The following is a 24,440-nucleotide window of genomic DNA, read 5'->3' as shown; positions in this document are numbered from 1 at the left end:
GGCGAAAGTTCCACGGGGGCGGGCGGAGGGTCTCCTGCCGCTGCGGCGGCCCGGGGTGCATCGGCTGCCCGGGCGCTGGACAAGCTGCCAGGTGTGCGCCTGTCGGCGGTCTATGCGCCAGGCGACGGCAAGCCCGTGACCCGGGCCGAGATGACCGTCACCTCCGAGGGAAAGGCGACGGGGACCCTCAAAGCGCCTGTGACCGGCAGGGCCGCCATGGCGTGGTCCGGTGACCAGCTCTATCTCAAGGGCGACAACGACTTCTGGGCGCAGCAGAACCCGCACTACGGCGGCGACCTGACCAGCAGCGGTCACTGGGTCAAGCCGGAGAAGCGCTACGGCTACTACATGCTCGACAGCTTCGGGGTGAACGCGGGCTCCCTGAATCCGAAGTCGCTGGCTTCCGTCGTACGCGAGGTCACCTCCGACCCCTCCGTGGTCCTGGAAGACGCTGGGAGTGTTCAGGGGCGCAGAGCTACGTCCTACGTTGCGCAAGGCCGAACGGTTACCCTCGCCGACGACGCCCCGCACACGCTCTTCGCTATCGGGATCAACCCTGCCGACGCGCGCCCGATCAAGACGGCGTCCTGGCGGCCACCGCCGGCGAGCAGCCGAGCGATCTCGGCTGTCCACCGTGAACCGTCCGACGACATCGACAGGACCTACAACCCCTACCTCATCGCGAAAGTGGAACCCGCCACGGCCAAGGAGGCGGCCACCGTTCGTACAGCCGCAGCCGAAGCGGATTCCACCGCCGTGCCTCCCCTGACATCCGCTGAGAAGGTGAAAACCTCCCAGGGGCCGGTCTTCACGACCACCTCGAACGATCCCTACCTGTGCACAACAAAGCCCTGCTCGTACTCGTTCACGGTCAAGAACGACGGAGACGAGCCGGCGGAGGCCACCCTGCATGTGAGTTTTCCAGGCATCCCCGACCGGGCTCACCCGCTCGGCACACTGGCCCCCGGAGATTCCAAGACGGTCAGTGGGACGCGTCCCAACGCGGCGACGGGTACGGGGAGGACCGTGCGGCACACCGACTACACGTGGGTGTACTCGTCGGCTCTGTACGGGTCTGACCCCAAGGTGGCCCAGCGCCTGAACGCACGGGCCCTGGAGCCGGACGACGTGTTCGTCGCCACCCCGCTGATGCCCACGGTCGCGAAGCTGCTGGACCTTATGACGAAGGACGCGGCCAGCACCGATACGGCGACCAACGAGAAGGCGGTCGAAGCCCTGCGTGACGCCAATTCCCGAGGTCAGCTTCCCCTGCTGATGGTGATCGCTGCCTCGGGACGCCTGCAGAACCCCGAGGACCTGGCCGAAAACCTCTCCACCACCGACAAGATCGGCGATGCCCGGGTCCTTCAGCAGGTCGCGCACCTGTTGAAGACCGACCCGAAGGCACGCGTGTGGTACGACGGGGGCTACAAGGCCGACGACGGCAAGACGTACAAGACCGACTACATCTTCATCAGCAACCAGGGCGGCCAAGAGATGAAGCGTGCCGTCCAGGTCAAGACCATAGAGTCCTGGAAGAAGCTGTGGCCACGGATGGGCGATGCCGCCGAACAGCTCAATGGTGAGCACAAGAAGGGAAAGGCCAAGGAGGGGAAGCGGGGTCCCGAGAAGGCTCCGCCACGCTTTGAACGGGTCGTCCAGATCAACCTGGAGCCGAGCGTGGGTGACGGGTACTTCTACAGCAAGGCTGACCTGGAGCGGATCCTCCGGCACAAGAACTACGCCCAGGCGCGGCAGAGGCTCTGTAAGGAGAACGGCGAACTCGGCCTCGACCGCTTGGTCATCGCCAACGCGACCGGCACCCACGAATGGACCGACCTGAGCAAACTCGACCTGCCCTGCCAAGCAGCCACACCGGCGACACCGTGAGTCCGCACGGCCCGCGGCCCCCGGGCGGACCGCGTCAGGGTCAGGGAACGATGCGGACCGCCCGGTAGTCGTACCCGTCCTGCTGGAAGCCGGGCGCTTCCCAATCGAGGGTCACCCGCTGCCCTGGCGCCAGGGAACGGAACCCCTGCGCCTCGACGGCGCTGAAATGACCCCAGCAGCCGCCCGGGGTATCCGGGCAGTCGAGCACGCCCCAGCCTTCCTCGTCGTGCCACTCACGCACTGTCGCAGTCACCATGAGCGGAGCTTACTGAAGTAGTGTGGCGATCATGCCGGAGGCGGAACAGGCGGGGGTTCCACGGGAGTCCGACGACGTGCCGGACGTCGTCGTGGTGGACGGGCGGGCGCAGTCCTACAGCGGCAATGTGCACGAAGAGCTCAAGGTCGTTCTCGTGCTCGACTCCGCCTTCACCGTTCGGAGACGCGGCACGACGTTCAGGGCCGCTCCCGGGCAGTTGGTAGCCCTCCATCCGGACGACGCGCATTCCGGGACGCCGGACGATCTCGGTTCGGCGCACTGGCTCATCATGTGTCTGTCTCCGTCCTTGATCGCCGAGGCCACCACGCCGGAGGCGGTGAGGTTCGGAGATCCGGTGATCCCGGACGCAGGGCTGGCCGAACGCTTCCGGGCCGTCCATGGGTCTTTCTACCGGCCTTCGGGGCCGTCGGGTTCGGCCCTGGCGCGGGAAACGGGCGTGCTGGAGTTCGTCTCGATGCTGGCGGGGCAGTCGCCCGGTGCGGAGGGCGAGCCGAGGGTCGGGCGACGTATCCCCGAGATCGTGCGCGAGTACCTGCGGGAGAACCTGGCGCGCAATGTGACGCTGGACGAACTGAGCGCGGTGGCGGGGCTGAGCAAGTACCGGCTCGCGCATGTCTGCAAGGCGTGGTTCGGTCTGCCGCCGCACAAGCTGCACCTGCGGCTCAGGCTCGACCGGTCCAGGGAGTTGCTGCGGCACGACATGGGTATCGCCGAGGTCGCGTTCGAGACGGGGTTCCACGATCAGCCCCATCTGACCCGGGTGTTCGCCCAGGCGTACGGATTGACCCCCGCCGTGTACCAGGCGACGTTTCGCGGCGCTGTGTGGCGGGGCCGGGACCCGTACTCGTCCGGCTGAGCTGGGCTGATCCGGTCGCAGCAAGAACGTGCAATACACCGGGCGGACGCCCCGCATAGCTTCATCCCCGACGCCGACAAGACGTAAGCGCAAGGGGATAAGCGATGCCGATCGAGAAGGTCGAATTTCTCAGCGATGGATACCGGCTGGCCGGTGACCTTCATCTGCCCGAGCACGATCCCGGGGCCGTGCGCGGCGCGGTGGTGCTGACCGGCCCGTTCTCCGGAGTGAAAGACCAGGTCACCGGCTACTACGCGGAGCGGTTCGCACAGCGCGGGTACGTTGCCCTGGCCTTCGACCACCGCAACTGGGGCGACAGCGAAGGAGAGCCGCGCCAGCACGAGGACGCCACCGCGAAGGTCTCCGACCTGCGCAACGCGGTCAGCTACCTGGCCGCGCGCCCGGAGGTCGACCCCGAGAAGATCGCGGCCTGCGGGGTGTGCCTGGGCGGCATCTATTCGGTGCAGCTCGCCGCGTTCGACCCCAGGGTCAAGGCCGTGGCGCTCGTCGCGGCCGCCTACAACAACCCCAAGCTGATCCGTGATCGGTTCGGCGCCGAGAACTTCGCCGCGCTGATGAGCCAGTTCGCGCAGATAGCGCAGCGGCAGACGGACACCGGCGAGATCGAGTACTGGCCCGCCGTCAACCCCGAGGGCATGCCTGCGGGGAACCCGGGCCCGGAGCCGTTCGAGTACTACGGGACGGGGCGGGGCGCCCGCCCGGGGTGGGAGAACCGCTGCACCGCCCTGTCGGTGCTGCAGGAGCTGACCTTGGACGTCGACTCCTACCTGCCCCTGGTCACCGCCCCCATGCTGATCGTGCACGGCCGCGGCGACCAGGCCATCCCCGTGGCCGACGCGGAGGCCGCGTTCGCGGCGGTGCCCGGGACGAAGGAACTGCTGCTGCTGGACACCAGTAACCACATTGACCTCTACGACGACGACACTTACGTACTGCCGGCCATCGAGCGGGCCGTCTCCTTCTTCGAAGGGAGCATGTGATGCGCTACCGACTGCTGGGCCGCACCGGGCTGCGGGTCTCCGAGGCGTTTCTGGGCACGATGACCTTCGGTGAGGAGTGGGGGTGGGGGGCCTCCGCCGAGGAGTGCCGCAAGATGTTCACCGCGTACGCGGAGGCGGGCGGGAACGTGATCGACACCGCCAACCGCTACACCGAGGGCAGCAGTGAACGGATCGTCGGTGAACTGCTCGGCGCGGAGCGCGACCGGTTCGTGCTGTCCACGAAGTACACCCTGACCATGGACGGAACCGATCCCAACGCCGCCGGCAACCACCGTAAGAACCTGGCCCGCTCCGTGGAGGCCAGCCTGCGGCGGCTGGGCACCGACTACATCGATCTGCTGTGGGTGCACATCTGGGACCCCAACACGCCGATCGAGGAGACCATGCGTGCCCTCGACGATCTCGTGCGCGCGGGCAAGGTGTTGTACGTCGGCATCTCCGATGCCCCCGCCTGGCTGATCTCGCGCGCCAACACCATCGCCGAATTCCGCGGCTGGACGCCGTTTGCCGGCCTCCAACTGCCCTACAGCCTGGTGAAGCGCGACATCGAGCGGGAACTCCTGCCTATGGCCGAGGCTTTGGAGCTGTCCGTGGCAGCGTGGTCGCCACTGGCCGGCGGCGTGCTGTCCGGCAAGTTCACCCGCCCCGGCGCCGACGGGCCCTCCCGGGTCGACCGCGGTACCGTCTCGGAGCGCGATCTGGAGATCGCGCGCACGGTCGATGCCGTGGCCGACGAGCTCGGAGTCTCTTCGTCACAGGTCGCCATCGCCTGGACCAGGGCGCACCACCCCTCGATCCACCCGATCCTCGGCGCCCGCAACCTGGCGCAACTGACGGACAACCTGTCCGCGATTGACCTGGCACTGCCCGAAGACGCGGTAGCCCGGTTGGACGAGGCCGGCGCCATCGATCTGGGCTTCCCGATGGAATTCATCCTGGACACCACCACCGACTTCGTGTACGGGCCGAGCGGAAAGCGGGTCGACGGCCGCCGTTCCCAGTGGAGGTGACAAGGCCGGAGTGAATTCCCGGAGGCATCGGTCAGCCGTCGTGCTCCTCTGCCGCATCGGCCGTCTCGACGAGCCGGGCGAGGTTGGCCAGCGCCATCCGCGTACCGGTCTCATTGTCGGCGGCGGGCACGGCGTCCGGAATGCCTTCGTGTACGACGAGGACATCCGTGCCGCCGCCGTCCGCGTCGGTGAGTGTGGTCGTCATCGTCATCGTGGCGCGCAGCGCGGTATTCGCGGTCTCGAACTCGAACACCTCGACCACCTGCTCGTCCGGTACGAGCTTCGCGAAGTGGCCGTGGTACGTGTCGGTGTGCGGAGCCGACTTGCCGGTGCCGACCGGCTCGTCGTAGGTGAGCGAGATACGGAACGCCCCGCCTTCGCGGGCGTCGAATGTGTGCACATGGCTGCTCATACCGGTCGGCACCCGCCATTTCGCGAGGGCGTCCGCGTCCATAAGCGCCCGGTAGACGGCCGAACGCGAGGCATTCACATGTAGGGAGACCCGCGTGGAGTACATGACGCCAACATAGCGTCGACCAGGAGCGGTAAGTAGGGTCGGGCCTCGTCTGTCTGATCTCTTCCCGAGGCGGCCCCGTGGGCGATACGTACTCACCGATACCTGAACTGAATCTGCTCAAAGAGTTTGATGATGAGTGCACGGACTTCTACTCACCAGGTTTCGAACTGCGAGAGTACGGCGAAGGGTTCTGGCTGGATTCGGAGAACTCGGAGTTCGATGACCGAGTAATTCCCTTCGCCCAAGCCACCATGTCCGGTTCCCTTTACGCGCTGTGGCGGTCCGACGGCCGGGCGGACCTCGCCACGCTGCCCGTCCTCTTCCTCGGTGACGAGGGGGATCTCTACGTCGTCGCGCACAATCTGCGGGATCTGTTCTGGGATCTCCTCGACGAAGAGTTCGACGGCCCCGCTCCCACCCGCCAGACGTACCTCGACACCCGCCACGCGTACCTCACCTGGCTGAAGCGGAACTTCGGGCCCACAGCGCCCACGTTTGAGCGGAGCCCCATGGAGGAGCACGGCTGGCGGTTCGTGGACTGGCTGCTGAGCGTGGGGGAGGAGGACGCCGCTGATGTGGTGATCGAGAATCTCGACCTTTTCGAGGTGCCGCGCCCCGCGTGATCGGTGACGGGACGGCGCTGCGACCGACATGAGTCGTCGGTCGCAGCGCCTTGCTGTGCTTGGTGTGCGCTTTATGCGTGGATTGCTCCCTTTGGTGGGGTCGACGGCTCCGCCCATCGAAGGCGAGATTGAAAAAGTTAAGGTTCTCGCGTTGCGAACTTAAAAAACTCAAGGTACAAATGAATGGTAGGCGCGTCACCGAGGGTAGGGAGCCGAGGGTGGACTGGCAGGAGCTGACGGACCTGACGCGCGGACAGCCGTTCGTGGTCGAACGGGTCCGCCTCGCCGACAGCGGCGTCGTGGTCGAGGGGCAGTTCGAGCCGCCGCAGCTGGCTCAGCTCAGCATCGACGACCAGGTGTTCATTGCCGCGTTCGTACGGTCGCACGGTTCGATCAAGGAGATGGAGCGGATCTTCGGGGTGAGCTACCCGACGATCAAGTCCCGGCTGAAACGGATCGCCGAGCACCTCGACTTCGTCGACACCAACCCGGCACCCAGCAGCGCCGATGTCATTGACCGCCTGCAGCGGGGGGAGATCAGCGCCCAGGAGGCGCTGGCCGAGCTGGAGCGGACCCGGTGATCCCGCAGTTGGTGACGGTGCGCTATCGCCGTTCCAGCGGTCGCCGCCGGCGGCTGTACGTCCCTGTCGTGCCGGTACTGCTGGTGCTGTCGCCGCTGCTGCTGCTCGCCGTGCTGGGCGGAGTGATCGCATGCCTCGCCACCCGGGTGAGCCCGGTGGGCGCGTTGCGCGGTGCGGGGCGGCTGCTGTGGGCGCTGCCCGGCACGCGGTTCGAGTTTGAGGAGGGCCGAACGGCCTTACTGATAAGCGTCAGATGAGTCAAAGGGGTCAGAGGAGTAAGGAGCAACGATGAACGAGCAGCGCCGCCAGATCCTGGAGATGCTGGCCGACGGCAAGATCACCGCGGACGAGGCTGAGCGGCTGATCGACGCCCTGGAACGACAACAGCCCGAGTCGCCGCCGGGGGCCGTATCCCGCCCGAAACCCCGGCCCAAGTACCTGCGCGTGGTGATGAACTCGTCCGAGACCTACGGCGACGGGCCCACCCGGCTCAACATCCGGGTCCCGCTGCAGCTGCTGCGCGCCGGGGTCCGGCTCACGAGCCTCATCCCCCCGCAGGCGCTCACCAAAATCAACCAGCAGCTGGACAAGTCAGGGGTGCCGATCGACCTCACTGAGCTCAGGCCGCAGCACCTTGAGGACCTCGTCGAGCAGCTCGACGAGGTGACCATCGATATCGACGACCCCGACTCCCAGATGCAGGTGTTCTGCGAGTAACACCGCCATGGCCCCGGACCACGGTCCCTGACGCCCGCCCGGACCACGGGGTCGCGCGGCCGTCCGGCCGGTTGACGGCCGCGGGCGCTCAACCCGTCGCGGCGGGCGCCGGGCAATCCGCCGACGATATAGCGGACACGGCTACGGCCTGCGGTCACACCAAGGCCGCCAGTTTCTCGATCTGGATCCCGCGGTTCGGTCGTTCTCGGCACCGCGTTCGGTGATCTGGATCTCGGCATCTCTGCGAGCGCCGCCGTATGGCTCGACGTCAACTCGCGCTTGGGGCAGGTGCGCAACGCGCTCACCGCGTCGGAGACCCCCACCCAAGACCGAGGACACCGTCGAAGTCCACGCCCGCATCCGACACGGCAGCATCGATATCCGCCGCGCCCAGGGCTGACCCCGGAAGAACGGGTCCTAACTCACTTACTGCATAAGCCACTTCAGGTTTCGAACGGGAGGGCTCCATGCCTTCATCTGTCATGCCCACATCCAGGCGCGGCGGCGGTACGCAGCCGCCGTCGGCCGCCATCTCCACTGTCGGTCTGCGCAAGTCGTATGGCGACAAGACCGTCCTCGACGGCATCGATCTCCACATCCCGGCCGGCTCGGTGTTCGCACTGCTCGGACCGAACGGCGCCGGCAAGACCACCGCCGTGAAGATCCTGTCCACGCTCATCTCCGCCGACGGCGGGCAGTCCCAGGTCGCCGGCCATGACGTCGCCACCTCACCGGACGGGGTACGGGCCGCGATCGGGGTGACCGGGCAGTTCTCCGCCGTCGACGGGCTGATCACCGGCGAGGAGAACATGCTCCTCATGGCCGACCTGCACCACCTCTCCAAACGCGAGGGGCGGCAGGTCACCGCCGAGTTGCTGGAGCGGTTCGACCTCACCGAGGTCGCGAAGAAGCCCGCCTCCACCTACTCCGGCGGTATGAAGCGTCGGCTGGACATCGCCATGACGCTGGTGGGCAACCCGCGGATCATCTTCCTCGACGAACCGACCACCGGCCTCGACCCGCGCTCCCGGCACAACATGTGGGGCATCATCCGCGAGCTCGTCTCCGGCGGTGTCACCGTCTTCCTCACCACCCAGCACCTGGAGGAAGCCGACGAACTCGCCGACCGTATCGCCGTGCTGAACGACGGCAAGATCGCCGCCGAGGGCACCGCCGAGGAGCTGAAGCGGCTCATCCCTGGCGGACATATCCGGCTCCGCTTCACCGACCCGGCCGCGTACCAGAACGCCGCCACCACACTGCGCGAGGCCAACCGCGACGACGAAGCCCTGTCCCTGCAGATCCCCAGCGACGGCAGCCAGCGCGAGCTGCGCTCCATCCTCGACTGGCTGGACTCCGCCGGCGTCGAGGCGGACGAGCTGACCGTGCACACCCCAGACCTCGACGACGTGTTCTTCGCCCTGACCGGCCCGGCCGGCGTCCCCAACCAGCCCAAGGAGACTGCCCGATGAGCGCCCTCTCCCTCGCCGTCCGCGACTCGAACACGATGCTGCGCCGCAATCTGCTGCACGCGTGGCGCTACCCGTCCGGAACCCTGAACCTGCTGCTCACGCCGATCATGATGCTGCTGCTCTTCGTCTACATCTTCGGCGACGTGATGAGCGCGGGCATCGGTGGCGGCGGCGCGGACCGCTCCGAGTACATCGCCTATATCGTCCCGGGCATCCTGATGATGACCATCGGCAGCACCGTGATCGGGGCCGCGGTGTACATCTCCATGGACATGACCGAGGGCCTCATCGCCCGCTTCCGTACGATGGCGGTCTACCGCGGCTCTGTGATCATCGGGCACGTCGTCGGCAGCGTGCTGCAGTCGATTGCCAGCGTGGTCCTCGTCGGTGCCGTCGGCGTGGCCATCGGCTTCCGGTCCACGGACGCCACCGTCCTGGAGTGGCTGGCGGCGTTCGGGCTGCTCGCGCTGTTCGCCCTGGCGCTCACCTGGATCGCGGTCGGGATGGGCATGGCCAGCCCGAACCCTGAGGCGGCCGGCAACGCGGCCATGCCGCTGATCCTCCTGCCGCTCATCTCCAGCGCCTTCATCCCGGCCGACACGATGCCGGGCTGGTTCCAGCCGATCGCCGAGTACCAGCCGTTCACCCCCGCCATCGAGACCCTGCGCGGGCTGCTGCTGGGCACCGAGATCGGCCACAACGGATGGCTGGCCGTCGCCTGGTGTGTGGGGCTGACCGTGCTCGGCTACTTCTGGTCCATGTCGCTGTTCAACCGCGACCCGAAGTAGCGGGAGAGGGACCGGTCAGCAGCTCGTCCCACTTCAGCTCCCACTTCAGCTCCCACTTCAGGGCGGCGTACTCCGACACCGCGTCGGCGTACGCCGCCCGGGGCTTGCGCGGCTTATCGGCCCTTCTCGGCCATCATGTTGAGCAGGCCGTGGGCTGTGTTGTTGTCGGAGTCGATCCCCTGCATCTCGGCACCTTCAAAGGTGGCGACCTCGGCGCTGCGGGGGAACATGGCCTGCTCGTACTCGGTGAGCGCGGCCTCAGTGTCGTCGGGGTGCGCGGCGAGGGCCTTGCCGAGTTCGGCGCCGTCGAGCATGGCCAGGTTGGCGCCTTCGCCGTTCGGGGCCTGGAGGTGGGCGGCGTCGCCGAGCAGGGTCACCCCCGGCACCCGGTCCCACCTGAGCTCGGCCGGCAGGGCGTGGAAGGAGCGCAGAACCGGCGCGGTGTCGCCGTCGGTGATCAGCGAGGTGAGTTCCGGTGCCCAGCCGTCGAACTCGGCCGCGATGCGCGTGGTCACCGCGGCGGCATCGGTGAAGTCGACGGCGGCGAACCAGTCCTGCGGCCTGCTGAGCATCACGTAGATGTGCAGCGTGTCGCCGCTCTCCCGGTGGGCGAAGATCTCCCTGCCCGGCGAGGGCGCCATCATCGACCCGCCGCCGACCGTTTTCGCGGCGGCGGGGTGCCGGGTGTCGGCCTCGTACAGATAGGTCTCGACGCACGACGTACCGGTGTACTCGGGTGTGGCGGTGGAGAGCAGCGGCCGCACCCGTGACCACGCGCCGTCCGCACCGACCAGCAGGCCGGTGACGGTGGTGGTGCCGTCGGCGAACGTGACCTCGTAGCGGCCATCGCCGAGGGCACGGGTGCCGCTCACCTTGTGCCCCCATCGGACGGTGCCGGCCGGAAGCGAGTCGAGCAGTATCCGTCGCAGCTCGCCACGCTGCACCTCGGGGCGGCCGCCCGTGCCGTCGTCGGCCTCCTCGAACACGACGGTCCCGTCCCGGTCGATGACCCGCATCGCCTGGCGGCCCTCCAGGATGATGGAGCGGAACTCGTCCATCAGGCCGGCCGCCTCGAGGGCGAGCTGACCGTTGTAGTCGTGGATGTCGAGCATCCCGCCCTGCGCGCGCGCCGACGGGGAGGTCTCGGCCTCGTAGACCGTGGCCGGGATGCCGTGGACGTGCAGGACGCGGGCCAGCGTGAGGCCGCCGAGTCCGGCGCCGATGATCGTGACTGGTGTGCGCATGATGACTCCTCGGGATCGGGCCGCCCGGTGAGTTCCGGCCGGCCCTCTCCGGAAAGGTGCCGGACCCCGCCGACGAGCTGCCGACACCCGGCCGACGGCCCCCGATGTGTCACCGACACGCGCAGGCCGTCAGCAGGCGTTCGGTGTCGGCCATCTGGTTCAGCCAGCCGTCGCGGACCTCCCTCTCGACCGCTACGACCCGCGGCCGGCGGGCGCCGGGATCGGGCGTGCGGCTGGTTACACAACAATGACATTCAGGCGTACAACCGGAGACCTGCCGTCCGCGTCGGACTGTGTGGGGGCGCGGCGCGCGGCGCGTGCCGTGTTGAACTCGACCACGTTGAGAGGCAGTTGTATGTCCCGAGCAGGACGCAGGATCCGTACCGCACGGCTGGGCGCGCCCCTGGCCACCGCGGTGCTGCTCGCCGGAGGGCTCAGCGCCTGGGCCCTCACCGGAGCTTCGGCCCAGGCCGCCCCCGCGTCGGTGGAGGTCCAGGACGACTTCAACGGCGACGGCTACGCCGACCTCGTCATCGGGGCGCCGAACGCCACGGTGTCCGACAAGGCGAAGGCCGGCTACGTGGCCATCACGTACGGCTCGGCGAGCGGACTGTCCACCGCCAACAAGAAGATCGTGAGCCGGTCGACCAGCGGGATTCCCGGCTCCGCGACCGCGGGCGAGCGCTTCGGGCTGACCTTCACCAAGGGCGACCTGGACGGCGACGGCTACGGCGACCTCGTGATCGCGGGCGGCGCCGGGGGCTCCGTCGTGCTGTGGGGCTCCGCCTCCGGGCTCACCGGCGGCACCAACCTCGCCGGGTACGGGCAGGCCCCGCAGGCCGGTGACTTCGACGGGGACGGCAAGACCGACCTCGCGCTGTTCGCCCACAGCACCGTCGCGGGTGACGACCCGCAGAGCGCCAAGGCCGCCCTGTGGAAGGGCCCGATCTCCCGGACCGGCACACCCGCCGCCGTGCTCAACATCCTCGACAAGTCCGAGTGGTGGGGCTACGACGAGGACGACGCCTCCTGCGCCACGGGCGGCGGCTGCGAGGAGGACGGTGACTCGATCACCGGGCCCATCGTCAACGGCCACGTCGGCGACATCAACGGTGACGGCAAGGACGACATCGTCCAGTGGCACTACACCGGTGACGGAACCTGGGGCAACCGGCTGCTGTTCGGAGGCGCGTCGGGCTTCACCAGGTCCTCGGCCCCCGGCGACAACACCACGGGCAACGTCTCGGGCACCGGCGTGGGCGACGTGAACGGTGACGGCTTCGACGACGTGGTGGTCGGCGGCGACGGCTGGGACAGCAAGGTCCGCGTCGCCTACGGCTCGGCCTCCGGCCTGTCCGACGCGAACACGAAGTCGTTCGACCAGAGCCTGCCCGGCCTCTACGGCGCGGAGGAGGAGGGCGACGGCCTCGGCGCGGCGGTCTCCGTGGACGACGTGAACGGCGACGGCTACGCCGACATCGCCCTCGGCATCCCCGGCGAGGACTTCAGCGGCCTCACCGACGCCGGTTCGTTCGCCCTGGTCCCCGGCAGCGCCTCCGGCTTCACCGGTACCGGCAGCCAGGTCTTCAACCAGAACAGCCCCGAGGTGCCTGGCGTGGCCGAGTCGGGCGACGAGTTCGGCGCCACCACCGCGCTCCTCGACGTCAACGGAGACGGCCACCGCGACATCGCCGTCGCCTCCATCGCCGAGAACGGCGACAACGGCGCGGTCTGGCTGCTCCGTGGCACGTCCACCGGTCTGACCACGAACTCCGCCCTCGCCTTCGGCCCCGACGACCTGTCCGCGCCGGCCACGAAGGCGCAGTTCGGGACCAGCCTGCGCTGACCGGCCTGTGCCGACCGGCCTGCGCTGACCGGCCGGGCGGACTGACGGCACGGCCCGTACGGCCGGCCTTACTCACGTGGCCCCTGGCTTCCCGCCAGGGGCCACGGCTCAGGCTCCGCGCCACCCTCGCGTATCGCTCGTTCGGGCGCGCACCTCGTGCGGGTCCCAGTCCAGGTGTCCAGGCTTGACCTCGGGATGTGTCTCCTCGTGAAGGTGAAAGAACATGCCGACGTACATCGCCTTGCTGAGCTGGACTGATCAAGGGGTCCGAAACTACAAGGACACTGCAAAGCGCGCCGAGACCTTCGGGTCAGCGGTGCACAAGCTCGGGGCGAAGCTCCTGAGCCTCTACTGGACCGTCGGTCCATACGATCTCGTGGCCATCATCGAGGCGCCTGACGACGAAACGGCCACGGCAGTACTCCTGCAACTGGGTGGGGTGGGCAACGTCCGTTCCACGACTCTGCGGGCCTTCGGCCAGGAGGAGATGGAGCGCATCGTCGCCAAGACGGCTGGCTAGGGCGGCTGGCTGACCTGACGATCACTGCTCAGGCGGCTCTTCGCCACGACCCGGCTCAGTGTGCGACACACTTTTTGCGCCGTAGATCGTGGCTGGCGCTGATGTGGCCGCCCGGCAGCAGGGGAACGGTTTGCTGTTCGTCAGCGTCGTCCCTCTCCGGGGCACGGTGGCCGTGCCCCGGGGAGGGGAGACCGGGTGCATACGGGCGGCTTCGCCAAGTGGGCAAGGCGGTTCGAGGACGAGCGTGAGCGCAGGCGCGTCCAGGGTGACCCGGACTGGGAGCAAGGCGCGACGTTGCATCCGGCGGTGTGGGCCAGCATCCAGCGCTTCCAGGTCGGCGAGGATGGTGACGGCGCCGTCCTCGTGGGCAAGGCCGATGAGGCGGGCGACGGTGACTACGCGCGGGCAGTCCGGCTCTTTGTCGCTGAGGAGCAGAACCACGCCCGTCTCCTCGCTCGGCTGTTGGCCGCAGGGGGTGCACCGACGTTGACAGGCCACTGGAGCGACACGGTCTTCGTCCGGCTGCGGCGTCTCATGGGCCTGCGCATGGAACTGCTGGTGCTGATGATCGCTGAAGTGGTGGCACTGCGCTATTACCGGGCCTTGCGCGACGGCACCGACGACTCGCTCACTTCGGATGTGGCGGGGTGGATCCTGTCCGACGAGCAGCGCCACGTTCCGTTCCATTGCGAGCGACTGCATACCTCCCTGGCGGAGCTGCCCCGCGCGATGCGCCGCCCGGTGATGGCCCTATGGCAGCTTCTTCTGCTCGCGGTCTCCCTCATCGTCGCCCTCGACCACGGTCCGGCGCTGCGACGACTCGACATCGGGCGCCTGCGATTCGTGGCCGATGTCGCGGCCTCGTCCGGCGAGGTCGTCTCCGCGGTGCTGTCGCCCCGCCCAGATGCATTTCCCTGAGATACGGGGCGACAAGCTCAAAGCACTACACCGACTACCACGTGCCGCACACCCCGGAGACTGTCCCCGCGCTGGGCGCCGCCGACGCAGCCGCGCCCGCGGAGGTCCCGACCGCCTTCTGGGTCGGCTACCAGGGCAGTGACAAGCGCGTTCCCCGCGCCGGCCTGGCCGCCGGCGGCTCCGTTCAGGACCTGGTGATCGCCGCACCGGGCTCCTCACCGTCGCAGCCGGACTGCTGGGTACGGCCGTCGAGACGCTGGTAGTGATACCGGCCTTCAACCCCGCCGGTCGGTTCGCCTGCTCCTAGAGCCTGCCGGGCTCGTACCGCTCGGGGAGCGGGGGCGCGTACCTGCTGCACGAGAACACGCTCGGGCTGCTCACTCCTGACACCAAGGCGCAGAGGCTGCTCGCTCTGCCGGCCATCGGCGGCTTCGTCGCCGTGCGCTCCCCGCTGCTGTGGGCCGCCGCCCCCACCCTGCTGTGGCGTTTCGCATCCGCTGCTGCTTCAGCACCCCTTGTGGCAGTTGACCCAGCCGGCGACGTGGCACACCCCTTCCAGGCTGGCCACCGCTCGCAGACTCATGGACCGCATACCCGACAGCGCCACCGTCGCCGCGTCCAACCGGTTTGCTCCTCAGCTCACGTCACGGACGAGCGTGACCGTCTTCGGCGCCGAGGGCAGCCGTCCGAACCCCCAGTGGATCGTCATTGACGTGGCCCAGCCGTATGGCTGGCCGATCACCGGCACTCAGCAGGGCACCCTCATCGCCGAGTCCCGCGCGCACGGTAATCGGACGGTGGCGAACGAAGACGGATACGTGCTCCTCAAGCGGTAGGCAGACAGTAGGAAGCGGCCTGCCTCGGCTGGGGCGGAGTCGTGCTCGTTGGTCGGGGGCGCCGCTGCTCGGACACACGAGCACAGAGTGAACGACGGACTGGGCAAGCCGTTCTTGAGGAGGTCCCGGAAGCAATGAGCGGAGCCACAGCAATCATCACTGTCAGTCCTTGACGGAGCCTGTGGAAAGGCCACCCTGCCAGTAGCGCTGGAGCAGGAGAAAGGCCGCGACGAGCGGGAGGATCGAGACGAGTGATCCGGTGATGACGATCGAGAACAGGGGTTGGGCGCCGCCCACTCCCCCTGCCTGGGCCTGCCACTGGGCCAGGCCGATGGTCATGGGATACAGCTTCGGGTTGTTGAGCATGATCAGGGGCAGGAAGAAGTTGTTCCAGCTGGCGACGAGCTGGAAGAGCAGGACGGTGACGAATCCCGGCAGGAGAAGACGGAAGCCCACTTGCCAGAAGATGCGGATCGCGCCGGCTCCGTCCATCCGTGCGGCGTCGATGAGGCTGTCGGGGACAGCGTCCTCGGCGTACACCCGCATCAGGTAGAGCCCGAAGGGGCTCATCAGCATCGGCACGATCACCGCGAGCGGCGTGTTGACCAGCCCGATCTTACTGAACAGAAGGTACGTCGGAAGCGTCAGCACGGTGCTGGGCACCATGATCGAGCCCAGCACGATGGAGAAGAGCAGATTGCGGCCCGGGAAGCGGAACTTGGCGAAAGCGTATCCACCCAGGGTAGCCAGAAAGGCCGCCCCGACCGAGCTGACCACGGCGTAGAGGGCGGTGTTGAGTAGCCACCGGCCGTAGATTCCGCCGTCGTGGGTGAACACGTCATGCAGGTTCTGGAAGAAATCGAAGCCGCCGCCGAACCACAGGCCGAATGTGGAGAACAGTGAGCCGTTGTCCTTGGTGGCCGAGACGATGAGCCAGAACAGCGGCAGCAGGAAATAGATCAGGAACGCCAGCATCAGCAGGGTGAGCACGTTGCTGCGTCGGCCGGGCTGACGGGAAGACCCGAGGGAAGCAGCCGCGGTTGAAGTGGTGTGGCTGGTCATGACCGGCGGGCCCTCCGATGGGACGCGAGTTGCACGGCGTAGGAGACGACCACGATCACCACACCGAGCAGGAAGGAGACGGCCGAGGCGTAGTTCACTTCCTGGTTGGTGAAGGCGAGCGTGTAGGCGTACATGTTCGGCGTGTACGAGGCGCTGATGGCGTCCGGCGCGATCCCGGCCAGCAGCTTGGGCTCGTTGAACAGCTGGAAGGTGCCGATCACCGAGAAGATGACGCTCAGCATGAGCGCCTGCCGGATGGCGGGGATCTTGATGTGCCAGGCGATGCGCCAGGCTCCGGCGCCGTCCATGGCCGCGGCCTCGTACAGGGTCGGCGGGATCGACTGGAGCGCGGCGAACAGGATGATCATGTTGTAGCCGATGAACTCCCAGGTCACGATGTTGGCGAGGGAGGCGAGTATCCAGTCAGGGGTGAGGAACCCGGGGGCGTCCAGGCCGACACCCCGAGCCAGTTGGGCGAACGGGCCGAAGTCCGGACCGTACAGATAGCCCCACATCAGCGCGGCGATGACGCTGGGGATCGCGTACGGGATGAAGATGCCCAGCCGGATGAGACGCGGGAAGCGCAGTCGGCCGCTGTCCAGGGCGAGGGCGAAGAACAGGGCGGCGCCGAGCATGACGGGCACCTGGATGACAAGGAACCGCGCCATCCGCAGCACGCTGTCCCGGAAGAGGGGATCATCCAGTGCCTGCCGGTAGTTGGCGAGGCCGGCGAAGACCTTGCCGCCGACCAACTGCTCCCGGTACAGGCTAAGATAGCCGGCGTAGCCGAGGGGGATCACGAGCAGGGCTACGAAGAGGATCACGAAGGGGGCGGCGAACGCGTACGCGGTCAGCGCCTCGCGGGTGGAGCGCCGCCACGGGCGGCGGGTGGTGCGGATGACCGGCGGCGGGACGGGGCGTGCGGGCGCCGGTGTGACGGTTCGGCTCATGTCGTTTCTTTCCTCCACCCCCGTGGACACCGGTGGTGGTCCACGGGGGTCGGGTGTGCTCCGGTCAGCTGACGGTGAAGCCCTGCTTCTTGGCGTATCCGGTGACCGAGTCCTGCCACTGGGTGAGCGCGGCGGTGAGGTTCTGCCTGCGGGTCATCGCCTTGCCGACGGTCTCGTTGAAGGTGTTGAAGACGTAATCCTGGAAGGGGCTCCAGGTGAAGTCCGTCTTGACCGTTTTGGCGATGTCGGAGAAGACCCGGTTCACCTTCTGTCCGCCGAAGAAGGGCAGCGACTGGTCCAGGAACTTCGGGTCGTTGAGCTGCGCCGTCGTGGCCGGGAAGAGGGACTGTTTGGAGGCCAGCATCTTCGTCGACGCGGGATCGCTGTTCAGGAACTGAGCGAGGGCCGCCGCGGCGGCGGGGTGCTTGCTGGTGCGGATGACCGCACTGGTGGACCCGCCCATGTTCCCCGATGCCGGCTCTTTGGCGTTCCATTGGGGAAGGGGCGCGACGCGCCATTTGCCCGCTGTCTTCTTGGCGGTTCCCTGGAGGAACATCGGGCCCCAGGCGGCGGTGAGCCATGTGGCGTATTTGCCGCTCGCCAGACCGCGGTACCACTGGTCGTTGAAGTCCGGGTCGGTCGAGACGTTCCCCGACTCGATCAGACCGCTCCAGTAGTCGCTCACCTTCCGGGCAGCCGAATCATCGATGCCGACCCGGAGATTCGTGGCCGTGGTGCTCTTGAACGGCCGTGATCCCGCCTGCCACAGCAGTCCGGTGTAGACCGTGCCGTTGGTCGGGGGAATGTTGGTCAGGTACGCCTTCGGGTCGGCCTTGTGGAGCTTCTCGGCCGCGGTCGCGAACTCCGCCCAGGTCGTCGGTACTTTGATGTGGTACTTGTCGAAGATGTCCTTGCGGTAGAGCATCCCCATGGGGCCGCTGTCCTGCGGGATGGCGTAGACCGAGGAGCCCTGTGAGACCTGGTCCCACGTCCATCCCGGGAACTTGCTCCTGATCTTGTCGGCTCCGTACGGGGCCAGGTCGAGCAGGCTCTTGGTGATGGTGAAGGAGGGGACCTCGTGCGTCTCCAGCTGGACCACGTCGGGGGCCCCGCTGCCCGCCTTCAGTGCGGTGCGGAGTTTGGGGTACTCGGCTGAGGGCTGGCCGGCGTTGACCACCTTGACCTTGATGTTGGGGTACTTCTTCTCGAAGAGCTTGACCTCGTCCTCGATACCGTCCAGCCAGCTCCAGAACTCGATCGTGGCCGGCTTCTTCAGTTCGGCGGCCATGTCGACGGATTTGGTGGTGCCACCACCCGCCCCGTTCGACGAGCCGCCGGAGCAGGCCGTGAGCACGAGCAGGGCGAGCCCGCCGACGGCTGTGGTGAACAGGCGCGAACGCCTGCCCGTGTTCGGAGATTTCATCGTATCTTCTCCTGTCTGTCGCTGTTCGCCGTGTTCTTGGCGGACTCGGTGTTCCGGGCACTTTCTGCCTGCTCGGTGGTCCGCTCGATGAGCACCCGGACATCCCACGGTCCGAGCGATAGTTCCGATCCGGCATCGAGCGCTTCGCCGGAAAGGAGATCCATGACGGGCACGGGCAGGCGTGCGGATGCCGTCTCCCACGACCAATTGCTGACGAACCGCAGGCGGCGTCCGTCGGCCGCGCGAGCCCCGGTCACGGTGACGCAGGCGGGCGTGGTGCTCCACGGGTCGTCGGGCAGGGTGGTCTCCGCCACCCAGCGGGCGAGGTCCCGCGCCATGGCCGCATCGGGCAGCGTGCCGGTGTAGGTGACGCGGCCGGCACCGTGCTCGTTGGTCACGACGGCGGGCCAGCGGCCCACGTGCTTGTGCTCGTACCACGCCAGTGGCGTGGCGGTGTCCGGTACGAGAGCGTCAGCCCAAGCCGTCGCGTGGCCGTCCAGCCCCCGTACGGGCACCGGCTCGGCGAGGTTGCTGTACTCCAGGTAGTGCGCCCCGACGGCCTCCCGCAGGATTCCGGGCATGACCTGAGGGCGTGGCCTGGCGTCCTCGTCCGCGTAACCGGAGCGGAAGGTGAGCAGTAGGTGGCCGCCGTGATGCGCGTACCGTTCGAGGAGCTGCAGGAGTTCGTCGCTCGCCACATACAGGGCGGGCACCACCAGCACCGGCCAGCGGGCGGCGAGCGCCTCGGCGTCCGTCCCCAACTGCTCCGGGCTCAGTACGGCGGCCTGGAGGCCGGCGTCGAACAGGCCGCGATGGAGGGTCGCGACGACGCGGTCGTACGCCCTCCGGTCCGGGTCCCCGCCGGTCCCCGCAGCGATGGGCGGCTGGAACTCCAGCGCCCACTTGCTCTCCAGCGAGTAAAGGATCGCTACCTCGGCCTCGGGCTCCAGACCGGCGAGCACGCCCCCGGCCTGTCGCAACTCCTCACCGGTTCGGCTCAACTCGTCGTAACAGCGGCCCGGTTCCAGGCTGTGCCCAAGAACTCCGCCCCAGTACGTCTCCATGCCGAAATGCAGGGTGTGCCAGTGCCAGTACTCGATCGCGGCGGCGCCCCGGGCGACCATCGCCCAAACGGCCTGGCGCCACTGACCGTCGTACGCCGGGTAGTTGACATGGGACTCGCCGATGGACTGGGCGTGCGTCTCGGTGACGAGGAAGGGCTCGCGGCGGATCCCGTACGACAGGTCGGCCTTGAGGTACAGCCCCCACGCGCCGGACCAGGGCAGCCACCACGGGCGGCCGGCCGCCGGCGTTTCAACGGGTGACGGGTGCCGTAGTCCCTCCTGCATGGGGAAGTAGATATTGGTGGCGGTCACGTCCAGCCGCTGTCCGAGCGCCACTTCGTCGAGGGCCTTGCGTCCCATGTCCATGCAGGTCGTGACGAACTGCCCGGGGACAGCGAGTTCGCGTACGATTTCGGCCTGCCAGCCGATGAACTCGGTGGTGAGCCGGGCCTGGTAGCGGCGCCACGCCAGGTCGTAGGACGGCGTGGTGTTGCCGTCCGGTGTCCACAGTTGCGACCAGTCGCTGATCCGGTGGGACCAGTAGGTCAGCCCCCAGCGGTCGTTGAGGGTGTCCACGTCGCGGTACGCCGTACGCAGGTGGTCGACGAAGCCCTGGAACACGGCGGGGTTGTGCAGCAACTCGATGCCGGGTTCGTTGTCGACCTGCCAGCCGATGACGGCCGGGTGGCCTGTGTAGCGCCGGACGATCTTGCGGATGACCCGTTCCGCGAGATATCGGAAGGCCGGGTGGGTGAAGTCCACGTCCTGGCGCCCGCCGTACGGGATGGGCAGTCCCGGTCTTCTGTGCGCAGTCGTCTCCGGGTACTTGTGGCGCAGCCACGGCGGGACGGCGTACGTCGGCGTGCCGATGATGACCGAGATGTCCCTGGCGTGAGCCTCGTCCAGGACCGGTTGGAGCCAGTCGAGCGCGAAGTGCCCGTCTTCGGGTTCCCAGGTCGACCAGACCGACTCGCCGACACGGATCACCGAAAACCCGGCCTGCGCCATGAGGTCCAGGTCGGCGGTCAGCCGCTCGTAGGGCTGATACTCGGCGTAGTAGGCGGCGCCGAACAGGACCCGTTTACGGTCCGAGTTGACCAAATCCGCAGCCGAGTTGACGGGCATTCGACCGTCGGACGTAATGGAGTTGGTAACGTTAACATTCATGGCTTGAAACTGCGACGCGTCGGCGTTCGCGTTCATGAGATCGGTTCCCTTGTGTCAGTTCCGGGCCGCTGGACCCGTGCTGCCGCGTACGACCAGTTTGGGCTGGACCACGGTCAGCCTGTCCCGGGCTCCCGTGCCCTCGATCTGGTCCATGAGCAGATCGAGGGCGAGCCGTCCCGCCTCGTCGAAGTCCTGGCGCACTGTGGTGAGCGGCGGCCAGAAGTAGGCGGCTTCGGGGATGTCGTCGAAGCCGACCAGGCTCACATCGCCCGGCACGTCGAGGCCGGCCTCCCGGAGGGCGAGGAGCACTCCGAGGGCCATCTGGTCGTTGGCGGCGAAGACGGCGGTGACGTTCTTGCGCCGGACGAGCCGTTTGCCCTGCTCGTAACCCGATCGCGCGGTCCAGTCCCCGCGCAGCGGCGGCGGCGCCATCCGTCCGGCCTCGGTGAGCGTCGTGTGCCAGGCGGCTTCGCGGGCCCTCGCCGAGGGCCAGGTCACCGGTCCCGAGACGTGCCAGACCGTCTTGTGGCCGAGAGACAAGAGGTGCTCCGTGGCCTGACGGGCGCCCGCATGCTGGGCGATGCCGACCACCGGGGCGGAGTCCTGCTCGACGTCGACGTCCACGACGACCACGGGCGTGTTTCTGCTCAGATGCCGCAGCGCTTCCGCCGCCCAGTCGTGCGGTGCGGACAGGATGACGCCGGCGAGCGACTCCGACATCAGGCTGCGCATCACCTCTCCACCCGAGTTCTGGCCGGTGGACTCCAGTGTGGTGACCCGCACGGTGTAGTCGGCGTCGCGGGCCGCCTGCTCGATGCCGAACAGCGTGGTCGCGGGTCCGTACAGCCTGGTGTCGAAGGCCACCACACCGAGTACGCGTGACATGCCGGTCACCAGCGTCCGCGCGGCGCTGTTGGGCCGGTAGCCCAACTCCGCCACTGCCGCCAGGACCCGGGCACGGGTGCTGGCCTTGACTCCGGGGCTCTCGTTGAGCACCCGCGACACGGTCATCACGGAGACCTGCGCCAGTCGCGCCACGTCGCCGAGGACCGGAGGGCGCACGGGCCGGTCAGCGGACGGCGTCACAGGACATCACGTGGAGATCACTCCCTTTGTTTCCGGGGTGTTGCAGCGGACGTTAACGTTAACAACGCTTACCGTGCAAGACCTCTGCACGGGAAAACCGCCGGAGGAGCGCACCCGGGCCGGTCGTCTACGCGCCAACACCGACGACGTCGTCCGCCGCGGCCGCCGACGCCCGGACCGTCGCCAAAGCACTGTCGGGCGGTGAATCCGGGGAAGGCGACGACGTGCACCGTCATGCCATCAGAGGTCGCTGCTTGCTCCCGAGCCTGTGCTCTGCGGTCGCCACCAGCAGCGCCTCCATGAAAGCAAGGCTCGTACCGACGCGGACATGTACGGCGGTGCCCGGTGGGGTGTGGGTGCGCGGAGACGGGGTGCATACGGGCGGCTTCGCCAAGTGGGCAAGGCGGTTCGAGGACGAGCGCGAGCGCAGGCGCGTCCAGGGTGACCCGGACTGGGAGCAAGGCGCGACGTTGCATCCGGTGGTGTGGGCCAGCATCCAGCGCTTCCAGGTCGGCGAGGACGGTGACGGCGCCGGCCTCGTGGGCAAGGCCGATGAGGCGGGCGACGGTGACTACGCGCGGGCAGTCCGGCTCTTTGTCGCCGAGGAGCAGAACCACGCCCGTCTCCTCGCTCGGCTGTTGGCCGCAGGGGGTGCACCGACGTTGACAGGCCACTGGAGCGACACGGTCTTCGTCCGGCTGCGGCGGCTCATGGGCCTGCGCATGGAACTGCTGGTGCTGATGATCGCTGAAGTGGTGGCACTGCGCTTTTACCGGGCCCTGCGCGACGGCACCGACGACTCGCTCACTTCGGATGTGGCGGGGCGGATCCTGTCCGACGAGCAGCGCCACGTTCCGTTCCATTGCGAGCGACTGCACACCTCCCTGGCGGAGCTGCCCCGCGCGATGCGCCGCCCGGTGATGGCCCTATGGCAGCTTCTTCTCCTCGCGGTCTCCCTCATCGTCGCCCTCGACCACGGTCCTGCGCTGCGACGACTCGACATCGGGCGCCTGCGATTCGTGGCCGATGTCGCGGCCTCGTCCGGCGAGGTCGTCTCCGCGGTGCTGTCGCCCCGCTCAGACGCATGGACGAGCGCGGGCTGACAACAGACAGCCCACCGCTTCGGCGTAGGAATGGCATGCGAGGGCGGTGCGGCACCGCTCCGTGGACACAGTGTGTGCCCGCGCCTCATGCCGTAGCGCACGCTCGTGCCGCCTCACCGAGGCGGCGGACGCCCTCGGCGAGGTCGGCGAGGTCTTCCGAGGCCGCGAAACCGAGCCTCAGGCAGGCGCCTGGTTGCTCGGCCGGGAAGTAGCGGACGCCCGCGTTGACTGCCACACCATGGGCCCGTGCCGCGTCCGCGGTGGCGGAGTCCTCAAGGCCGGGCGGGAGCTGGACCCACAGATGCAGGCCACCCTCCGGGATCCGGGCCGGCGTCCAGTCGGGCAGTTCGCGCGCCATGGTTGCGGCCAGTGCTGCACAACGCTCTCTCAGGCGCGCGGAAAGGGTGCGCAGATGCCGGTCCCACGCGGGAGTGCTCACCAGCTCCAAGGCCGCCTCCTGCAGCGGTCTGGCGACGAAGAAGTCGTCCACCCGGCGCATCCCCTGCAGCCTTCGCATCACCGGTCCACGGGCGATCACCGCCCCGATGCGCAGGCTCGGCGAGGCCGGCTTGGTCAGCGAGGTCAGCTGGACCACTGTGCCGTCGCGGTCGTCCGCGACCAGGGGGAGAGGCACCCGGCCGCCATGGCCGAGGTGGCGGGCGAAGTCGTCCTCGAGGAGGAACGCCCCGGCGGCGCGGGCCACGTCCACGACCTGGCGGCGTCGCGCGGGCGCGAGCACGGTGCCGGTCGGATTGTGAAAGGTGGGCTGGCAGTACAGCAGCCGGGCACCGGTCACGGCGAAGGCATCGGCCAGCAGGTCGGGGCGGACACCGTCGCCGTCCATCGGTACGGCCACCGGGCGCAGCCCCGCCGCGCGGGCGGCGGCCAGCGCGCCCGGGTACGTCGGCGACTCCACCAGTACCGGGCTGCCCGGTGCGGCCAGCGCCCGGAACAGCATCGACAGTGCGCCCTGGCCGCCGCTGGTGACCAGCACATCCTCCGGGCCGACTGCGCTTCCCGCCGCTTGGGCGAAGACCGCGCGCAGCGGCGCGAGGCCCGCGGCGGGTGCCCGGTCCCAGGCGCCGGGACGGCGGGCCGCGCGGGCCAGCGCCGCGCTCAACGCCCGTTCCGGCCGGAGCGATGGGTGCAGATAGCCGCCTGCCATGGCGATCACGCCCGGGGGCGGCGCATCCGAAAGGCCGTCCGCGGCGCCCGGATCGAAGGCATGTCCGGCGAGTGCCACTGCCTGCCAGGAGGTGTCCGGCGCATCGGCGGCCGAGCGGGTGCGGCGCGGGGCGACGTAGGTGCCGCTGCCCGGGCGGGTGACCACCTCGCCCTCGGCCGATAGTTGGGCGAACGCCCTCGACACCGTGACCGGGCTGACACCGTGACGTGCCGTCAACTCCCGGCTGCTGGGCAGCCGGTCACCGGGGGTGAGGCGGGCGATCTCCGTACGGAGCATCCCGAC

At 68.4% G+C, this 24,440-nt stretch carries 25 protein-coding genes; 16 read left to right on the top strand and 9 right to left on the bottom strand.

Annotated elements, in window-relative coordinates; genetic code table 11:
- On the top strand, positions 1-1,890 hold a 1,890-nt coding region (locus CCN51_RS02610), incomplete at its 5' end, for a hypothetical protein (RefSeq protein WP_211303201.1).
- A 40-nt stretch (positions 1,891-1,930) separates the two neighbouring features.
- Here the strand turns inward: CCN51_RS02610 and CCN51_RS02605 are convergent.
- The gene (locus tag CCN51_RS02605; protein WP_014178980.1) at positions 1,931-2,146 is read right to left on the bottom strand and encodes a cold-shock protein; all 216 of its coding nucleotides are present in this window, start codon (positions 2,144-2,146) and stop codon (positions 1,931-1,933) included.
- Between the two features lie 31 nt (positions 2,147-2,177).
- On the opposite strand from CCN51_RS02605, the gene CCN51_RS02600 reads away from it, so the two are divergent.
- The 3 genes from CCN51_RS02600 to CCN51_RS02590 all read left to right on the top strand — a co-directional run bounded on the left by CCN51_RS02600 (position 2,178) and on the right by CCN51_RS02590 (position 5,055).
- Positions 2,178-3,023: a helix-turn-helix domain-containing protein gene (locus CCN51_RS02600; protein WP_143675710.1), complete on the top strand. Its 846-nt coding sequence runs from the start codon at positions 2,178-2,180 to the stop codon at positions 3,021-3,023.
- 104 nt (positions 3,024-3,127) lie between these two features.
- Complete coding sequence (locus CCN51_RS02595; RefSeq protein ID WP_014178982.1) at positions 3,128-4,024, top strand: alpha/beta hydrolase; 897 nt, start codon at positions 3,128-3,130, stop codon at positions 4,022-4,024.
- Positions 4,024-5,055: an aldo/keto reductase gene (locus CCN51_RS02590; protein WP_014178983.1), complete on the top strand. Its 1,032-nt coding sequence runs from the start codon at positions 4,024-4,026 to the stop codon at positions 5,053-5,055. The genes CCN51_RS02595 and CCN51_RS02590 overlap by 1 nt, the downstream gene beginning before the upstream one ends.
- 31 nt (positions 5,056-5,086) lie before the next feature.
- Here CCN51_RS02590 and CCN51_RS02585 read toward each other — a convergent pair whose 3' ends face one another.
- The gene (locus CCN51_RS02585) at positions 5,087-5,572 is read right to left on the bottom strand and encodes an SRPBCC domain-containing protein (protein ID WP_014178984.1); all 486 of its coding nucleotides are present in this window, start codon (positions 5,570-5,572) and stop codon (positions 5,087-5,089) included.
- Between the two features lie 251 nt (positions 5,573-5,823).
- On the opposite strand from CCN51_RS02585, the gene CCN51_RS02580 reads away from it, so the two are divergent.
- From CCN51_RS02580 to CCN51_RS02555, 6 genes are all read left to right on the top strand, one after another.
- Complete coding sequence (locus tag CCN51_RS02580) at positions 5,824-6,195, top strand: hypothetical protein (RefSeq protein WP_143675709.1); 372 nt, start codon at positions 5,824-5,826, stop codon at positions 6,193-6,195.
- Positions 6,196-6,413: 218 nt separating this feature from the next.
- Positions 6,414-6,776: a DUF2089 domain-containing protein gene (locus CCN51_RS02575; RefSeq protein WP_014178986.1), complete on the top strand. Its 363-nt coding sequence runs from the start codon at positions 6,414-6,416 to the stop codon at positions 6,774-6,776.
- Positions 6,773-7,033 (top strand): hypothetical protein, encoded by a 261-nt coding sequence (locus CCN51_RS02570; protein ID WP_014178987.1) that lies wholly within the window; start codon positions 6,773-6,775, stop codon positions 7,031-7,033. Before CCN51_RS02575 ends, CCN51_RS02570 begins: the two co-directional genes overlap by 4 nt.
- A gap of 31 nt (positions 7,034-7,064) precedes the next feature.
- Positions 7,065-7,493 (top strand): SHOCT-like domain-containing protein, encoded by a 429-nt coding sequence (locus CCN51_RS02565; RefSeq protein WP_014178988.1) that lies wholly within the window; start codon positions 7,065-7,067, stop codon positions 7,491-7,493.
- Positions 7,494-7,975: 482 nt separating this feature from the next.
- The gene (locus CCN51_RS02560; protein WP_014178989.1) at positions 7,976-8,965 is read left to right on the top strand and encodes a daunorubicin resistance protein DrrA family ABC transporter ATP-binding protein; all 990 of its coding nucleotides are present in this window, start codon (positions 7,976-7,978) and stop codon (positions 8,963-8,965) included.
- Positions 8,962-9,753, top strand: coding sequence for an ABC transporter permease (locus CCN51_RS02555; protein ID WP_014178990.1), 792 nt, complete (start codon positions 8,962-8,964; stop codon positions 9,751-9,753). Before CCN51_RS02560 ends, CCN51_RS02555 begins: the two co-directional genes overlap by 4 nt.
- A gap of 113 nt (positions 9,754-9,866) precedes the next feature.
- Here the strand turns inward: CCN51_RS02555 and CCN51_RS02550 are convergent, their stop codons facing one another.
- Complete coding sequence (locus CCN51_RS02550; protein WP_014178991.1) at positions 9,867-10,997, bottom strand: FAD-dependent oxidoreductase; 1,131 nt, start codon at positions 10,995-10,997, stop codon at positions 9,867-9,869.
- Between the two features lie 355 nt (positions 10,998-11,352).
- Between CCN51_RS02550 and CCN51_RS02545 the strand changes: the two genes are divergently transcribed.
- The 5 genes from CCN51_RS02545 (at position 11,353) to CCN51_RS02525 (ending at position 15,117) form a co-directional block, all read left to right on the top strand.
- On the top strand, positions 11,353-12,843 hold the full coding sequence (locus CCN51_RS02545) for an FG-GAP-like repeat-containing protein (RefSeq protein ID WP_014178992.1): 1,491 nt from the start codon (positions 11,353-11,355) through the stop codon (positions 12,841-12,843).
- 223 nt (positions 12,844-13,066) lie between these two features.
- Positions 13,067-13,363 carry a GYD domain-containing protein gene (locus CCN51_RS02540; protein ID WP_014178993.1) on the top strand — a complete coding sequence of 99 codons (297 nt, stop codon included), beginning with the start codon at positions 13,067-13,069 and terminating at the stop codon, positions 13,361-13,363.
- A gap of 195 nt (positions 13,364-13,558) precedes the next feature.
- Entirely contained in the window at positions 13,559-14,281 is a 723-nt protein-coding gene (locus tag CCN51_RS02535) for a ferritin-like domain-containing protein (protein ID WP_014178994.1), read from the top strand.
- Positions 14,282-14,322: 41 nt separating this feature from the next.
- The gene (locus CCN51_RS02530) at positions 14,323-14,544 is read left to right on the top strand and encodes a hypothetical protein (protein WP_014178995.1); all 222 of its coding nucleotides are present in this window, start codon (positions 14,323-14,325) and stop codon (positions 14,542-14,544) included.
- 252 nt (positions 14,545-14,796) lie between these two features.
- Positions 14,797-15,117, top strand: coding sequence for a DUF2079 domain-containing protein (locus CCN51_RS02525; protein ID WP_319637647.1), 321 nt, complete (start codon positions 14,797-14,799; stop codon positions 15,115-15,117).
- 162 nt (positions 15,118-15,279) lie between these two features.
- Here CCN51_RS02525 and CCN51_RS02520 read toward each other — a convergent pair whose 3' ends face one another.
- From CCN51_RS02520 to CCN51_RS02500, 5 genes are all read right to left on the bottom strand, one after another.
- Positions 15,280-16,179: a carbohydrate ABC transporter permease gene (locus CCN51_RS02520; protein WP_043487450.1), complete on the bottom strand. Its 900-nt coding sequence runs from the start codon at positions 16,177-16,179 to the stop codon at positions 15,280-15,282.
- Entirely contained in the window at positions 16,176-17,129 is a 954-nt protein-coding gene (locus CCN51_RS02515) for a carbohydrate ABC transporter permease (RefSeq protein ID WP_014178998.1), read from the bottom strand. The genes CCN51_RS02520 and CCN51_RS02515 overlap by 4 nt, the downstream gene beginning before the upstream one ends.
- A 64-nt stretch (positions 17,130-17,193) precedes the next feature.
- On the bottom strand, positions 17,194-18,552 hold the full coding sequence (locus CCN51_RS02510) for an ABC transporter substrate-binding protein (RefSeq protein WP_014178999.1): 1,359 nt from the start codon (positions 18,550-18,552) through the stop codon (positions 17,194-17,196).
- Positions 18,549-20,741 carry a beta-galactosidase gene (locus CCN51_RS02505; RefSeq protein ID WP_014179000.1) on the bottom strand — a complete coding sequence of 731 codons (2,193 nt, stop codon included), beginning with the start codon at positions 20,739-20,741 and terminating at the stop codon, positions 18,549-18,551. The genes CCN51_RS02510 and CCN51_RS02505 overlap by 4 nt, the downstream gene beginning before the upstream one ends.
- A 96-nt stretch (positions 20,742-20,837) precedes the next feature.
- Positions 20,838-21,869 carry a LacI family DNA-binding transcriptional regulator gene (locus CCN51_RS02500; RefSeq protein ID WP_014179001.1) on the bottom strand — a complete coding sequence of 344 codons (1,032 nt, stop codon included), beginning with the start codon at positions 21,867-21,869 and terminating at the stop codon, positions 20,838-20,840.
- Positions 21,870-22,240: 371 nt separating this feature from the next.
- On the opposite strand from CCN51_RS02500, the gene CCN51_RS02495 reads away from it, so the two are divergent.
- Positions 22,241-22,972 carry a ferritin-like domain-containing protein gene (locus CCN51_RS02495; protein ID WP_086859215.1) on the top strand — a complete coding sequence of 244 codons (732 nt, stop codon included), beginning with the start codon at positions 22,241-22,243 and terminating at the stop codon, positions 22,970-22,972.
- Positions 22,973-23,057: 85 nt separating this feature from the next.
- On the opposite strand, the gene CCN51_RS02490 is transcribed toward CCN51_RS02495, so the two are convergent.
- Positions 23,058-24,434 carry an aminotransferase-like domain-containing protein gene (locus tag CCN51_RS02490; RefSeq protein ID WP_014179003.1) on the bottom strand — a complete coding sequence of 459 codons (1,377 nt, stop codon included), beginning with the start codon at positions 24,432-24,434 and terminating at the stop codon, positions 23,058-23,060.
- Between the last annotated feature and the right edge of the window lie 6 nt (positions 24,435-24,440).

This window comes from Streptomyces milbemycinicus (genome assembly GCF_002154605.1).
Taxonomy (GTDB): Bacteria; Actinomycetota; Actinomycetes; order Streptomycetales; family Streptomycetaceae; genus Streptomyces; species Streptomyces milbemycinicus.
Note: the sequence above shows the minus strand (reverse complement) of the source record. Positions and strands in the feature narration are given on the sequence as shown.

Excerpts from the sequence above, each read along its gene's own strand:
- CCN51_RS02585 (WP_014178984.1), bottom strand. The coding sequence starts at position 5,572 with ATGTACTCCACGCGGGTCTCCCTACATGTGAATGCCTCGCGTTCGGCC.
- CCN51_RS02595 (WP_014178982.1), top strand. The coding sequence starts at position 3,128 with ATGCCGATCGAGAAGGTCGAATTTCTCAGCGATGGATACCGGCTGGCC.
- CCN51_RS02510 (WP_014178999.1), bottom strand. The coding sequence starts at position 18,552 with ATGAAATCTCCGAACACGGGCAGGCGTTCGCGCCTGTTCACCACAGCC.
- CCN51_RS02515 (WP_014178998.1), bottom strand. The coding sequence starts at position 17,129 with ATGAGCCGAACCGTCACACCGGCGCCCGCACGCCCCGTCCCGCCGCCG.
- CCN51_RS02550 (WP_014178991.1), bottom strand. The coding sequence starts at position 10,997 with ATGCGCACACCAGTCACGATCATCGGCGCCGGACTCGGCGGCCTCACG.
- CCN51_RS02555 (WP_014178990.1), top strand. The coding sequence starts at position 8,962 with ATGAGCGCCCTCTCCCTCGCCGTCCGCGACTCGAACACGATGCTGCGC.
- CCN51_RS02505 (WP_014179000.1), bottom strand. The coding sequence starts at position 20,741 with ATGCCCGTCAACTCGGCTGCGGATTTGGTCAACTCGGACCGTAAACGG.
- CCN51_RS02520 (WP_043487450.1), bottom strand. The coding sequence starts at position 16,179 with ATGACCAGCCACACCACTTCAACCGCGGCTGCTTCCCTCGGGTCTTCC.
- CCN51_RS02565 (WP_014178988.1), top strand. The coding sequence starts at position 7,065 with ATGAACGAGCAGCGCCGCCAGATCCTGGAGATGCTGGCCGACGGCAAG.
- CCN51_RS02580 (WP_143675709.1), top strand. The coding sequence starts at position 5,824 with ATGTCCGGTTCCCTTTACGCGCTGTGGCGGTCCGACGGCCGGGCGGAC.
- CCN51_RS02540 (WP_014178993.1), top strand. The coding sequence starts at position 13,067 with ATGCCGACGTACATCGCCTTGCTGAGCTGGACTGATCAAGGGGTCCGA.
- CCN51_RS02490 (WP_014179003.1), bottom strand. The coding sequence starts at position 24,434 with ATGCTCCGTACGGAGATCGCCCGCCTCACCCCCGGTGACCGGCTGCCC.
- CCN51_RS02600 (WP_143675710.1), top strand. The coding sequence starts at position 2,178 with ATGCCGGAGGCGGAACAGGCGGGGGTTCCACGGGAGTCCGACGACGTG.
- CCN51_RS02605 (WP_014178980.1), bottom strand. The coding sequence starts at position 2,146 with ATGGTGACTGCGACAGTGCGTGAGTGGCACGACGAGGAAGGCTGGGGC.
- CCN51_RS02590 (WP_014178983.1), top strand. The coding sequence starts at position 4,024 with ATGCGCTACCGACTGCTGGGCCGCACCGGGCTGCGGGTCTCCGAGGCG.
- CCN51_RS02560 (WP_014178989.1), top strand. The coding sequence starts at position 7,976 with ATGCCCACATCCAGGCGCGGCGGCGGTACGCAGCCGCCGTCGGCCGCC.
- CCN51_RS02545 (WP_014178992.1), top strand. The coding sequence starts at position 11,353 with ATGTCCCGAGCAGGACGCAGGATCCGTACCGCACGGCTGGGCGCGCCC.